Below are 11,755 nucleotides of genomic sequence, written 5' to 3'. Positions count from 1 at the left end.
CTCTTGGCGGGGCCCGAGCAAGCGCCTCGTCCTTCGAGACGACCGCTGCGCGGTCTGCTCAGGATGAGGCTAATCGGCATCGGTGCCCGTTGAAATTGCAGCCGCGTACTCCGCCCTCATCCTGAGGGAGCCCGCCAAAGGCGGGCGTCTCGCAGGATGGCCGCAGAGAACAGCCGCCCCGCGCTTGAATGGGCGGGGCGAATGGTTAGTTTTGACGGACGGCGAATCGCCTCGTTTCGCCCCTCCTCAAGACAGATATGGCCACTTTCACCCCGCATCAGGATGCCGCCCTCAAGGCCGTCGGCGACTGGCTCAAGGCAAAACCCGGCCGGGGCGGCACGCCGCCGGTGTTCCGCCTGTTCGGCTTTGCCGGCACCGGCAAGACCACGCTGGCGCGCCACATCGCCGAAGGCGTCGACGGCGAGGTGAAGTTCGCCGCCTTCACCGGCAAGGCGGCCCTCGTCATGCGCAACAAGGGCTGCGACGAGGCCTCCACCATCCACTCGCTGATCTACCGCGCCCGCGAATCCGGCGAGGAGCAGCCGAGCTTCGAATTGTGGGACGACGCGCCGGCCTCAAAGGCCAAGCTGATCGTGATCGACGAATGCTCGATGGTCGACGCCGAACTAGGCCGCGACCTGATGTCGTTCGACTGCCCGCTTCTGGTGCTGGGCGATCCGGCGCAGCTGCCGCCGATCCAGGGCGGCGGCTTCTTCACCAATTCCGAGCCGGACGCGATGCTCACCGAAGTGCACCGCCAGGCCCAGGACGATCCGATCGTGCGGATGTCGATGGACGTGCGCGAGGGCCGCGAGCTCGACATCGGCCGTTACGGCGAGAGCGAGGTGGTGTCGCGGAAAGAACTCGACCCCGATCGCGTCATGGGCGCCGACCAGGTGCTGGTCGGCCGCAACAACACGAGGCGCGCCTACAACATGCGGGTGCGCCAGCGCCAGAACATCGAGGACGTCTTTCCGGTCGCCGGCGACAAGCTGGTGTGCCTGCGCAACAACCGCAAGAAGGGCCTGTTCAACGGCGGCCTCTGGCGCGTGAAGTCGCGCAACACTTCGCGCTCGAAATCGCGCATTCTCTCGATGCGGCTGTCGCCCGACGAGGATTTCGGCCACAAGGTGACGAAGGTCTCGGTGCGCGCCGACTGCTTCGAGGGCGGCGTCGAGCAGATCGCCTGGGAGCAGCGCAAGCCCTACGACGAGTTCGACTACGGCTATGTGCTGACGGTGCACAAGTCGCAGGGCTCGCAATGGGACGACGTCGTGCTGTTCGACGAGAGTTTTGCGTTTCAGGACAGCCGCGCGAGGTGGCTGTACACGGGGATTACGCGCGCGGCGAAGCGGTTGAGTATCGTCGTTTAGAACTCCGCTGCCGTAGGGTGGGCAAAGGCGCAAAGCGCCGTGCCCACGATCTCTCTCCATAAGCAATAAGACGCGTGGGCACGCTTCGCTTTGCCCACCCTACGGCACCGTCGCCTCAACCTCCGCTGTCGTCCCGGACAGGCGTAGCGCCGATCCGGGACCCATACCCACAAGAAGAAGTTTTGCGAAGACTCGGAGTGGGCGCCTCGCACCACGACTCCTCCCTGGGGTTATGGGTCCCCGCCTTCGCGGGGACGACAGCGGAGATTGAGGCTCCGCCATCGCGTCCCGCACTCCGTCCTCACTTCCCCGCCACGAAATAAAAATCTTCCCGGCCCGGCGGGGAGCCGTAGGTGAACGGCTGCTGCTCGTGCTTGGTGGCGGCCCAGACGTCGTCGCGGATGATGTCGAACAGCTTTCGGATCTCGACCTTCGGCTCCTTGATCTCGCGGGCGAGCGCGGTGGCGAAGGGGCTGTCGGCGCCGCCGTCGCCGTCCATCGCGGTCTCGCCGTGCTTGGCGGCGTAGACCACCATGAAGCCGGCGCCGGGCTCGATGTTGGAGAAACCCTTGTCGACCAGCTTCAGCGACAGCGTGCGCTGCATGGTCGGCTCGAACGGATTGTCGCGGCAGGCATCCAGCATGACGAGACGCACTTTACGTGCCGCGCCCACTGCTGCGATGACCTGCTCCAGCGCGACCGCCTGGGTCTCGGCGTCTCGGTCGGCGGCGAGCTTGGCGTCGACCGGAACGAGGTAGTTCACCCCACCGATCTCGAAACCGTGGCCGGCGTAATAGACCACGGCCCAGTCGGCCTTCTCCGCTTCGGCTGCGAACGTCTGCAACGCCTCGAAGAACTTGTCGCGGGTGAGATCGCTGACGGAGATCACGCTCTGGAAGCCGACATCGCGCAGCGCGTTCGCGATCAGCTTGGAGTCGCGCGGCGGATTGGGCAAGGCGTGGACGTTCTTGTAGGCGCCGTTGCCGATCACGAGCGCGACACGGCGGCTGCCCGCGGCGGCCGGCGCCTGCGGCGTCAGCGCGGCAAGCCGCTCCCGCGCAATGGCGCGGGCGCGCGCAACGTCGATCTCGTCGAAATTCGTCAGCGAATAGGCCGCCGAGCGATAGTCGGCGCGGGCCTGGGCGAGATCCTTCCTGCGCTCGGAGATCTGGCCGCGGCCGGCATGGGCACGGACATTGTTCGGATTGATCTGGATCGCCGTGTTGTAGTCCTTCAGCGCGGCATCGAGATCGCCTTTCATCATGCTGACATCGGCGCGATTGTTGATCGCGTAGACGTTTTTCGGCTGCCGCTCGATCAGACCGCTGCAATCGGCAAAGGCCTGGTCGTACTTGCCCATCAGGCCGTAGGTGATGCAGCGGTTGCTGGCGATCTGCGGCGCGGCTGGATCGATCTTCTCGGCCTCCGCGAAATCGGCGATCGCGCCGTTGTAATCCTTCATCAAGGTGCGCACGCGGGCCCGGTTGGTCCAGCCGAGCAGGAATTTCGGCGTGTACTTGATCGACAGGTTGAAATCGTCGAGCGCGCTTTGCAGCGCGCCCCGGCGCAACTGGATGACGCCGCGATTGTTGTAAGGCACGCCGTAGGTCGGCCGCTTCTGGAGCGCGAGGTTGTAGTCGGCCATCGCGAGATCATCCTGGCCCTTGCGCTCATAGGCGAGGCCGCGGAGGTTGAGAGCGATGACGTAGTCCGGATCGAGGTCGATGGCCATGGACAGGGTTTCGATCGCGTGGACGTAGTCGCGCTTGTTGAGCAGCGTGTTGCCGCGCACCGAGAGCGCGATGGCCTTGTCCTTGCCGGTGACACGGTCGGCATTGAGCAGATTGTCGCAGGCTGTCGCGCGGGCCTGGGCCTCGCCCTGGCGGTCGCGGCAAAGGGCGAGATCGTCGCCGGCTTGCGGCTCGGCCGCGGCGATCGCGGCCCCCGCGATGAGGACGACGAGGGTCAGGGAAACGACGCGCAGCATGTTGTCAGGTCAGCTCCAGCCACCATTTTTCTAAGTCGATCGTCGATCGCGCGGGTTCATCTATTGTTTGCGCATGATCTTTGCGGAAAACCGCTTCACACTTTTCCGGATCATGCTCTAACCCGAAGTTCCATTGCTCGCCAAGCCAGCTGTCTCACGCGGCGGTCTTCACAGCCTCGTGTGCTTGGCGGCGTAACAATCCGCCGGCTCTGCCCGTATCTCGGATGACGCGAAAACGCGGCCGGGCGGACTGTTCGCCCGAGCCCAAGCGCCCTAGACTGCCAGCCCTTCCGAAAGAGGATCCGCCATGCGCCGACCTGTCCTTTTGTCCCTGCTCGCCGCCACCGCCGCCGCGACGCTGGCCTTCGCCATGCCGTCACGGGCCGCCGAGGACGCGGTCGTGATCCCCGCTCCCGCCATGGACGCTGCGCCGGCAACCGGCATCCAGACCGCCGTGGTCGCCGGCGGCTGCTTCTGGGGCGTGCAGGGCGTCTTCCAGCACACAGCGGGCGTCGTCAACGCGGTCTCCGGCTATGCCGGCGGCACCAAGGCGACCGCCGACTACCAGACCGTCTCGGGCGGCCGGACCGGCCACGCCGAGTCGGTCGAGATCAAGTACGACCCGAAGAAGATCTCCTACGGCAAGATCCTCCAGATCTATTTCTCGGTGGTGCACGATCCGACCCAGCTCAATCGCCAGGGCCCCGACACCGGCACGCAATATCGCTCGGCGATCTTCACCACCTCCGATGAGCAGAAGAAGGTGGCGGAGGCCTATATCGCGCAGCTCGACAGCGCCAAGGTGTTCAAGAGGCCGATCGTGACCAAGGTCGGCGCGCTGGAGGCGTTCTACCCGGCCGAGGCCTATCACCAGGACTATCTGACGCTGCACCCGAACCAGCCCTACATCGCCTACAACGACCTTCCCAAGGTCGAGAACCTGAAAAAGCTGTTCGCGGATAACTACATCGAGAAGCCGACGCTGGTCAGTGCCAGCAAGGCGACCAACTGATCGAAAGATCGCAAGAGAAACGGGAGACCCATGCCCGACACCAAAGCGAAAACCACCGACGACAAGGTCATCAAGAGCGAGGAGCAGTGGCGGCGCGAGCTGACGCCGATGCAGTACGCGGTGCTGCGCGAGAAGGCGACCGAGCGTCCCTTCACGGGCGAGTATGAGCACGACCCCCGTGCCGGCACCTATGTCTGCGCCGGCTGCGGCAATGTGCTGTTCGAATCCGATGCCAAGTTCGATTCCGGCTGCGGCTGGCCGAGCTTCACCCAGCCCGCCGTCGATAGCCATATCGACGAGGAGCGGGACATGAGCCACGGCATGATCCGCACCGAGGTGCTGTGCTCCAAGTGCAGCGGCCATCTCGGCCACGTCTTCCCTGACGGTCCCGGGCCGAACGGCCTGCGCTACTGCATCAATTCGGCGGCGCTGAAGCTCGAGCCGAAATAATATTGCGTGCCATCGGGTTCCCCAGTGGAACCCGATGGCACCTTTATGCTTTTCTCTCCTGGCGGTGCGGCCGATGCGCACAGTCCGCCGGCCGCCAGGGAGGATGCCATGACGCTTGGGACCATCCTGATCATCCTGGTGATCATCTATCTCTTGGGCGGCTGGTCTGGCCGGATCGGCGGCTACGGCTACGGCATGGGCCATTCCGGTATGGGGATCGGCGGCGTCGTGCTGGTGGTGTTGCTGGTGCTGCTGCTTCTTGGCAAACTGTAAACCATATAAGTAATTGAAATTACTTATCTTATCGTCCCTGCGGGGCTGCCATGCGTGGATTCATCATCTCCCATCGCAGGGGTCGCAATTCTGTCAAATCGGCCTATATTAGTGGGCGAAAATGACATGTGCGGCGGGCCCGCTCGATTGCGGCCCCTGCCCTCCCAAACCCCACGCGCTTAAAGCCCCAGAGAAGCTCACGAGGTCTTTGACCATGCGTCCACTGCGTCCGTTCAACTTCAATACTTCCGCCGAACTGTTCCCCGCCGCGATCCGCAAGAAGAAGCGCGCGGGCTTCACCTATCGCCGGTTCGGCACCGCGGCCGAAGCCGTGCAGTTCGCGATGGAGCAGTTGCCGACGGATTCGCTGAACGGCGCCTATCTCCAGGTCGAGGAAGCGCGCTTCGACCAGAACGGCATCCGCTCGCTCTATGAGAGCGAAGCCTTCCCGCTGCCCCGCCGTCCCAAGCCGGCCCCGGCCGCCGAGACCGACGCCGACGCGGCGTAAGTTTCTTCGCAAGCCTCCGATATGCGCAGCAAGCGCGATTGCCGAAGGGCCGTCGCGCTTTTTGCGTTTTTGGGGCCTCACATCCGCGGCTGCTTGTCGAGCCAGCGGCGGAGCAGGCGCACGTTGCGCATGTTGGCGCGGAACATGACGTCGAAGGCATCGCCGGCGAACGGCACCATGCCGACCACGCCGTCGACCGCGACATTGCCGAGCATGCGCGCCGTGATGTACCAGGGCGCGCCCAAGGCGCGCGCCTCGCGCACCAGCCACAGCGAGATCGCCGTGGTGATGATGTCGCCAACGACGGGGATCAGCCCGATCAGCCCGTCGATGCCGTAGCGGATATTGGTGCCGGGCAGGATGAAGGCGACGTCGAGCAGCTTGGCGATCGCCTCGAGCCGCGCGATGCGCTGCTCGCGGGTGAGATTGCCGAACGGATTATCCTTGCCGAACTCGAAGCGAAACTCGCGAAAGCCCTGGTCCAGCGTCTCGGGGCGGATCTCATGCCCCTCCTGGTCGATGATCGGCCCGCGCGCCTCGCGGTCCGAAAAACGCGAGCGCTCTCCCGAACGGGATTTGCGCGGAGCAAGGATGTCGTCGTCGGACATGGTCATGGCCTTCTGAGAACGCACCGGCGCAGCGGAGGTTGCTGCTGCGCCCGAACGTCGCGCGCTCAGGTCGGGGCCGCCGCCGGTCGCGGCTCCTCGACATATCTATGCACGAGCCAGGATGAAATCACGGCCGGCACGAACCCGACCAGGCCGTACAGGATGAACTGAACCGCGCCGGAGTCCGGCCCGCGCGAGCTGTAGGTCAGGGAAGCCAGGAGGAAGGCGAACAGTCCGACCAGCAGCATGCGCACGACCGGGCCGATCCGCCTGACATGGAGCAGGATGTCGTCGACCGCGCCGATCATCAGCGAGGGCAGGAAGCCGAACAGATAGCTGTATTGCAGGGACTTGAAGAACACCGCGAACAGCTTGCCGACCTCGCCGAGGTTGGTCTGGGCCCAATAGCCGGACTGGTAGGTGGTGGTCAGCAGCAACAGGAACCCGCCGACGAAAGGACCGACCAGCGCAAACACCAGATAGCGTTTCATCGAACACCCTCGTTACTTCGCCCCGTTATAGCAGCGCTGCGGGAACCTTGAACAGCGGCCGCGGGCGCTGTCTCGAGGGGAACAAGTGGCAAGGCGCCGAGTTCAGACAGGACCTGAAACATTCCTGCCGGATTGGAGCCGCCGATGTCCCGCAAACTTGTCCTGGCGACGATCACGCTGGTCGCCATGAGCGGCCTATCCCCCGCTCTTGCGCAAGGCCACATGGGCACGCCGCAGGAGCAGAACGCCTGCTCGCGGGACGCATCGCGGCTCTGCCGCAAGGAGCTTGGCAATGACGGTGCGGTGCAGAGCTGCCTGCAAGCCAACCGCGCCAAGCTGTCGCGCGCCTGCAGCAAGGTCTTCCAGAGCCACGGCATGTGAGGATCGAGTCCCTGCCGAGATCGGAGATGTCAGACATGCTGCGCGACGAACAGCTCTCGATCCTCAGGGACATCAGCCAATCCGTTGCCTTCGCCGACGACCGACACGGCAAGATCGGCGAGCTGATCGCCGACGGCTATGTGATGAAGGACGGAGATCTGTTCGAGCTCACACCAAAGGGCATCAGCGCGGTCGAGGAACACGCTGCCGCGCTCGGCGCTGATGATGCGGACGAGGCGAACGCATCGTCCGATCGGCTGATCTGACCCGCGCGTTGCTGCTTTCCGCGTGACGTGCGTGCAACAACTGCGAATTCCTTCACGCCGGCCATTGCAGCTGCGTGACATTGGCGCATACTCGAATCGGGCGGCGCAGCACTTTTCGATTCGGACATCAGGAAATCGAGCGACCACATGCGGGAGCAGGCTCCCGGCGTGAAGGCTGTGACATGCGGCAGATCAAGCCGCGTGCGGCGCCCCAAAATCAAGTGGCTCAAGCCCTAGGAACTCGGGGACGTATTCTACATGTCACGCTATCACACCATCGCTTCGCTATTCGCCTTCACCGCCGCCATCGCACTCCAGACATCACCCGGCCTCGCCTTCTCGTCGGAAGCACAGCAGATGTGCTCCGCCGACGCGATGCGTCTGTGCTCCAGCGAGATCCCGGACATCCCCAGGATCACCGCCTGCATGGTGCGGAACAAGTCGCATGTCAGCCCCGGCTGCCGCGCCGTGATGGACCGCGAGCACGCCGCGGCCGCAGCCGCGCGCAAGCGGGAGGCAGCCGCGCAATAAGCGCTCCGCCGGCGACAGCGTCGAGCAGCGGCGGGTGCGACAACGCGCGCGCCGCGCGCTTGGACATCAAGGGAAACCATTGTCGGGTTCCCGACATTGATCCGTTTCGAACGAGCATCGGAGGGGATCATGGCTTCATGGACATCTGGAACGCTGGTCGCGATCGTCCTTGCCGGCATCGTCACGCCGGCCCTTGCGCAAGGCACAAGCGGAGCTGCCGCCGGCTCGGGCGGCACCGGTTCCGCGGCCGCGGCCGCTGCAGCGGGTTCGACGGGCGCCTACGGGAACGGCGCCTATGGTGCCGGTGGTTACGGCGCTTATAGCGGGACCGGCACCATCCGGCCTGCGACCAATCTGGGACCGACCGGCAGCACGAGCGGAACAACAGGCAGCACGGTGGGAACGACAGGCACCCCAGGCCTAGTCCCAACGCCGAGGAAGGCGACGAACTATTTCGTGCCGTCCGATCCGTCACTCATTGGTCCGAGCGCGACAGCGTCCGCTCAGAGGAGTACGGCCATCAACGGTTCGAACACGGCACCGGGAGCGGACCAGTCATCCGGCGCCGTCGGCGCGGCCGGTGTCGGCGTCGGTCATACCGCCAACGGGCAGCCTATTGGCAGCTCCGGCTCGGGCCTTGGCTCGCCGGAGCATCCGATCGGCTCGACGTCGAGGTAATGGGCTAGTCGCCCCACTGCGCGAAGGCGTCGTTGAAGGCGCGCTCGCCCGGGGCGCCCTTCTCGATGGCGATGATGGCGCGGCGCTGGTTGGCATAGACCAGCGGCACGTCGAACCACGAGCGCTCCTTCAGGAGCTGGACGTTGCGGGCGCGGTCGGCGTCGACGTTGGAGAGGCCGACCAGGAAGAAGCCGTCGGTGACCTTGACCGCGAGGCCGGCAAGCGGCGTGCCGCGCGCCTGCTCGTTCGACTTCATCAGAATGCCCGGCACGTTGGAGACGCTGCCGCCCGGGAAATCCGGCGGCAGGATGAAGGTCAATTCCGCCGTGTGGCTCGCCGGCAGCGAGGAGTCGGTATTGCGGCGGAACGACATCGTCATCTTGAACTTGCGGTCGGGGATCTCGATGTCGGCGCGCACGGCGACGTCGGCTTTCTGGTTGCCCGACGCCTTGATCGGCTCGAGCCGCCACACCACCGAGCCGACATATTGCTTACCCTTGGGATCCGACGGATCCTCGTCATAGAGCACGACCTTCTGCGCCACCGGCGCGACCGGCTGGTCGCTGGCCGAGGGCTGGCCGACGCGGTCCGGAATCTTCGGCTTGCTCTGCGGCTGCGAGGAATCCTTCGGCGCCTCCACCACCTGGGTGGGCGAGGACTTGAACAGATTGGTCGCGGTCTGGACCAGCTGCTTGCCCCAGAGGATGCCGGCGCCGACCAGGATCAGCACGATGCCGACCGCGATCGCGCTCTTGAACGGGAACATCGAGCCGGTGCGGGCGCGCTTCTTGGCCTCGCGCTCGGGCGCGATGCGCGGACGCGGCGACGGCGGCTGCGGCGCGTAGCGCTCGGCCTCCTCGATCGACTCGTCGTAGGAATAGGGCGGATCCTGCTCGCCGCCGGCGCGGTTTTCCAGGCTCGGCTCCAGCCGGTCGAATTCCGGCGAGGGCGAGGGCACGTTGGCGTAGGTGCGGCGCGCGGCGCGGTTGGCCTGCGCGGCGGCGCCGCCGAGATCGTTGGCATCTGCCGTGATGTCGCGGAAGCCGCGCACGCCAGGCGCCGGCGGCAGCGGCGGCGGAGGTCCGATGTCCGGCGGACGGCGCCCGCCGGCGCGATCGCGCCCGGCCTGCGGAGGCGCCGGCGGCTCCGGCATCGGCGGACCGGGCGGACCCGGCTGGCGCGGGGCGTCGAAGCGCGGCGCCCGCGGCGGACGCTGGGCATCGCCCTGGTCATCGACGTTAAAGGACGGACGGTCGGCCCGCGGCGGCGTCGGGGCCGGACGGGTGCGCGGCGGGCCCCCCGGCGGAGGCGCGGCCGAATTGCCCTCGGCAGCGCGGGTGCTGGCTTTCCGGAACGCATCGCCGCTGCCACTGCGCCCAGTGCCGCCGCCACCCGGCCGCGAGGCCTCGCGGGCGCGCTGGGCAGCCTCCGATTCGACCTTGCGAACCGCCTCTTCCAGCGACAGCCGTTCGCGGGTGATCTCGGATTCGGAGAGCGGCGGCTGCACGCTGCGCAGCTGCGCGATCAGCGCCGTGCGCGCGCGCTCATAGAGCGCACGACGGCTCTCGCCGGGAGCGTTCGGGTCCAGGGCAGCAATAGCGCGGGCGATCAGCGGATAGTAATCAGCCATTTCTACTCAACTATACGCGCGTCCCAGTAAGATTTCGTTAAGCCTCAAACGGATTTTGCACCAGGATAGTATCTTCACGTTCGGGGCTGGTGGAAAGCAGCGCCACCGGGCACCCCACCAATTCCTCGATCCGGCGGACATATTTGATGGCCTGGGCCGGCAGGTCCGCCCAAGACCGTGCATTGGCGGTCGGCTCCTTCCAGCCCTCGATGGTCTCGTAGATCGGCTCGACCCGGGCCTGGGCGCCCTCGCCGGCCGGGAAATGGTCGATCTCCTTGCCGTCGAGCTTGTAGCCGGTGCAGACCTCGATCGTGTCGAAGCCGTCGAGGATGTCGAGCTTGGTAAGCGCGAGGCCATTGATGCCGCAGGTGCGAACCGCCTGTCGGACCAGCACGGCGTCGAACCAGCCGCAGCGGCGCGGACGGCCGGTGTTGGTGCCGAACTCGCGGCCACGTTCGCCGATCTTGCGGCCGATCTCATTGTCCTGCTCGGTCGGGAACGGGCCCTGGCCGACACGGGTCGTGTAGGCCTTGCACAGGCCAAGCACATAGCCGACGGCGCCCGGCCCGAGGCCGGCACCGGTCGCGGCCTGCGCCGCCACCGTATTGGACGAGGTGACGTAGGGATAGGTGCCGTGGTCGACGTCGAGCAGCGCGCCTTGCGCGCCCTCGAACAGCATGCGCTTGCCGGCGCGCCGCTCGATGTCAAGCAGCCGCCACACCGTCTCGGCGTAGGGCAACAGCTGCGGCGCCAGCGCGCTCAGCTCCTTCAGGATCTCCTTGCCGTCGAACTCCGGCAGGTTGAGACCACGGCGCAGCGCGTTGTGATGCGCCAGCAGCCGGTCGATCTTGTGCGGCAGGGTGTTGAGGTCGGCGAGGTCCATCAGGCGGATGGCGCGGCGGCCGACCTTGTCCTCATAGGCCGGGCCGATGCCGCGGCGCGTGGTGCCGATCGCGGTCGCCGCGTTGGAGGACTCGCGCAGCGCATCGAGCTCACGGTGCAACGGCAGGATCAGGGTGACGTTCTCGGCGACACGCAGATTCTCTGGCGAGACCGCAACGCCCTGCGCGCGCAGCTTCGTCACCTCGTCGAGGAAGGCGGTGGGGTCGAACACCACGCCGTTGCCGATCACGGAGAGCTTGCCCTCGCGCAGCACGCCCGAGGGCAGGAGCGCGAGCTTGTAGGTCTTGCCGTTGATCACCAGCGTGTGGCCGGCATTGTGGCCGCCCTGGAAGCGGACGACGATGTCCGCCTGCTCCGACAACCAGTCGACGATCTTGCCCTTCCCTTCGTCGCCCCACTGGGCGCCGACGACGACAACATTGGCCATTCGCGGGTAATCCTTCGAAGATTTATCTGTAGGTGGCACGATCCGAACGGAAAACCGGAATCCACTTTTCCTAAGATCGCGCCTAGCGCCCAGCCCAATTCCCGGCCCAAGGCCGTTCGCACGCGAGGCAGCCCAACCGGATAAAGGAAGCGGCCCTTCTAGGCAAGCAAGAACGGGGCTTTTTCGGGGCTTGGAAGCCCCTCCAAGCCTTTGATATCCCCTTAAAATCTCGCAACC

14 protein-coding genes are annotated in these 11,755 nt (G+C 65.9%); 9 read left to right on the top strand and 5 right to left on the bottom strand.

Features of this window, described 5'->3' with window-relative positions; all coding sequences use genetic code 11:
* Positions 1 to 257 precede the first annotated feature (257 nt).
* Positions 258 to 1,373, top strand: coding sequence for an ATP-dependent DNA helicase (locus WN72_RS07430; RefSeq protein ID WP_092216811.1), 1,116 nt, complete (start codon positions 258 to 260; stop codon positions 1,371 to 1,373).
* Positions 1,374 to 1,674: 301 nt separating this feature from the next.
* Here the strand turns inward: WN72_RS07430 and WN72_RS07425 are convergent, their stop codons facing one another.
* The gene (locus WN72_RS07425) at positions 1,675 to 3,360 is read right to left on the bottom strand and encodes a caspase family protein (RefSeq protein WP_092216812.1); all 1,686 of its coding nucleotides are present in this window, start codon (positions 3,358 to 3,360) and stop codon (positions 1,675 to 1,677) included.
* A 307-nt stretch (positions 3,361 to 3,667) separates the two neighbouring features.
* Between WN72_RS07425 and msrA the strand changes: the two genes are divergently transcribed.
* The 4 genes from msrA to WN72_RS07405 all read left to right on the top strand — a co-directional run bounded on the left by msrA (position 3,668) and on the right by WN72_RS07405 (position 5,603).
* The gene (gene msrA, locus WN72_RS07420; protein ID WP_092216813.1) at positions 3,668 to 4,372 is read left to right on the top strand and encodes a peptide-methionine (S)-S-oxide reductase MsrA; all 705 of its coding nucleotides are present in this window, start codon (positions 3,668 to 3,670) and stop codon (positions 4,370 to 4,372) included.
* 30 nt (positions 4,373 to 4,402) lie between these two features.
* Positions 4,403 to 4,822 carry a peptide-methionine (R)-S-oxide reductase MsrB gene (msrB, locus tag WN72_RS07415; protein ID WP_092216814.1) on the top strand — a complete coding sequence of 140 codons (420 nt, stop codon included), beginning with the start codon at positions 4,403 to 4,405 and terminating at the stop codon, positions 4,820 to 4,822.
* 108 nt (positions 4,823 to 4,930) lie between these two features.
* A complete protein-coding gene (locus tag WN72_RS07410) occupies positions 4,931 to 5,095 on the top strand; it encodes a DUF3309 family protein (RefSeq protein WP_035731827.1) in 165 nt (54 codons plus the stop codon).
* A gap of 214 nt (positions 5,096 to 5,309) precedes the next feature.
* Positions 5,310 to 5,603 (top strand): hypothetical protein, encoded by a 294-nt coding sequence (locus WN72_RS07405; protein WP_027560969.1) that lies wholly within the window; start codon positions 5,310 to 5,312, stop codon positions 5,601 to 5,603.
* A 77-nt stretch (positions 5,604 to 5,680) separates the two neighbouring features.
* Here the strand turns inward: WN72_RS07405 and WN72_RS07400 are convergent, their stop codons facing one another.
* Positions 5,681 to 6,217, bottom strand: coding sequence for a DUF4112 domain-containing protein (locus WN72_RS07400; RefSeq protein ID WP_027560970.1), 537 nt, complete (start codon positions 6,215 to 6,217; stop codon positions 5,681 to 5,683).
* A 59-nt stretch (positions 6,218 to 6,276) separates the two neighbouring features.
* Positions 6,277 to 6,702: a DUF5413 family protein gene (locus tag WN72_RS07395; protein WP_027560971.1), complete on the bottom strand. Its 426-nt coding sequence runs from the start codon at positions 6,700 to 6,702 to the stop codon at positions 6,277 to 6,279.
* A gap of 144 nt (positions 6,703 to 6,846) precedes the next feature.
* On the opposite strand from WN72_RS07395, the gene WN72_RS07390 reads away from it, so the two are divergent.
* The 4 genes from WN72_RS07390 to WN72_RS07375 all read left to right on the top strand — a co-directional run bounded on the left by WN72_RS07390 (position 6,847) and on the right by WN72_RS07375 (position 8,558).
* Positions 6,847 to 7,083: a hypothetical protein gene (locus WN72_RS07390; RefSeq protein ID WP_027560972.1), complete on the top strand. Its 237-nt coding sequence runs from the start codon at positions 6,847 to 6,849 to the stop codon at positions 7,081 to 7,083.
* Positions 7,084 to 7,118: 35 nt separating this feature from the next.
* Entirely contained in the window at positions 7,119 to 7,349 is a 231-nt protein-coding gene (locus tag WN72_RS07385; protein ID WP_027560973.1) for a hypothetical protein, read from the top strand.
* Positions 7,350 to 7,607: 258 nt separating this feature from the next.
* A complete protein-coding gene (locus WN72_RS07380; RefSeq protein WP_231164214.1) occupies positions 7,608 to 7,880 on the top strand; it encodes a hypothetical protein in 273 nt (90 codons plus the stop codon).
* A gap of 129 nt (positions 7,881 to 8,009) precedes the next feature.
* Entirely contained in the window at positions 8,010 to 8,558 is a 549-nt protein-coding gene (locus WN72_RS07375; RefSeq protein ID WP_027560974.1) for a hypothetical protein, read from the top strand.
* Positions 8,559 to 8,562: 4 nt separating this feature from the next.
* On the opposite strand, the gene WN72_RS07370 is transcribed toward WN72_RS07375, so the two are convergent.
* Together WN72_RS07370 and WN72_RS07365 are read right to left on the bottom strand one after the other, a co-directional pair.
* Positions 8,563 to 10,188, bottom strand: a complete 1,626-nt coding sequence (locus WN72_RS07370; RefSeq protein ID WP_027560975.1) for a hypothetical protein — start codon at positions 10,186 to 10,188, stop codon at positions 8,563 to 8,565.
* Positions 10,189 to 10,225: 37 nt separating this feature from the next.
* Positions 10,226 to 11,518, bottom strand: coding sequence for an adenylosuccinate synthase (locus WN72_RS07365; protein ID WP_027560976.1), 1,293 nt, complete (start codon positions 11,516 to 11,518; stop codon positions 10,226 to 10,228).
* Positions 11,519 to 11,755: the final 237 nt, after the last annotated feature.

The organism is Bradyrhizobium arachidis (genome assembly GCF_015291705.1).
Taxonomy (GTDB): domain Bacteria; phylum Pseudomonadota; class Alphaproteobacteria; order Rhizobiales; family Xanthobacteraceae; genus Bradyrhizobium; species Bradyrhizobium arachidis.
Note: the sequence above shows the minus strand (reverse complement) of the source record. Positions and strands in the feature narration are given on the sequence as shown.

Excerpts from the sequence above, each read along its gene's own strand:
- WN72_RS07425 (WP_092216812.1), bottom strand. The coding sequence starts at position 3,360 with ATGCTGCGCGTCGTTTCCCTGACCCTCGTCGTCCTCATCGCGGGGGCC.
- WN72_RS07410 (WP_035731827.1), top strand. The coding sequence starts at position 4,931 with ATGACGCTTGGGACCATCCTGATCATCCTGGTGATCATCTATCTCTTG.
- WN72_RS07375 (WP_027560974.1), top strand. The coding sequence starts at position 8,010 with ATGGCTTCATGGACATCTGGAACGCTGGTCGCGATCGTCCTTGCCGGC.
- WN72_RS07385 (WP_027560973.1), top strand. The coding sequence starts at position 7,119 with ATGCTGCGCGACGAACAGCTCTCGATCCTCAGGGACATCAGCCAATCC.
- msrB (WP_092216814.1), top strand. The coding sequence starts at position 4,403 with ATGCCCGACACCAAAGCGAAAACCACCGACGACAAGGTCATCAAGAGC.
- WN72_RS07430 (WP_092216811.1), top strand. The coding sequence starts at position 258 with ATGGCCACTTTCACCCCGCATCAGGATGCCGCCCTCAAGGCCGTCGGC.
- WN72_RS07390 (WP_027560972.1), top strand. The coding sequence starts at position 6,847 with ATGTCCCGCAAACTTGTCCTGGCGACGATCACGCTGGTCGCCATGAGC.
- WN72_RS07400 (WP_027560970.1), bottom strand. The coding sequence starts at position 6,217 with ATGACCATGTCCGACGACGACATCCTTGCTCCGCGCAAATCCCGTTCG.
- WN72_RS07380 (WP_231164214.1), top strand. The coding sequence starts at position 7,608 with ATGTCACGCTATCACACCATCGCTTCGCTATTCGCCTTCACCGCCGCC.
- WN72_RS07405 (WP_027560969.1), top strand. The coding sequence starts at position 5,310 with ATGCGTCCACTGCGTCCGTTCAACTTCAATACTTCCGCCGAACTGTTC.
- WN72_RS07395 (WP_027560971.1), bottom strand. The coding sequence starts at position 6,702 with ATGAAACGCTATCTGGTGTTTGCGCTGGTCGGTCCTTTCGTCGGCGGG.
- WN72_RS07370 (WP_027560975.1), bottom strand. The coding sequence starts at position 10,188 with ATGGCTGATTACTATCCGCTGATCGCCCGCGCTATTGCTGCCCTGGAC.
- WN72_RS07365 (WP_027560976.1), bottom strand. The coding sequence starts at position 11,518 with ATGGCCAATGTTGTCGTCGTCGGCGCCCAGTGGGGCGACGAAGGGAAG.
- msrA (WP_092216813.1), top strand. The coding sequence starts at position 3,668 with ATGCGCCGACCTGTCCTTTTGTCCCTGCTCGCCGCCACCGCCGCCGCG.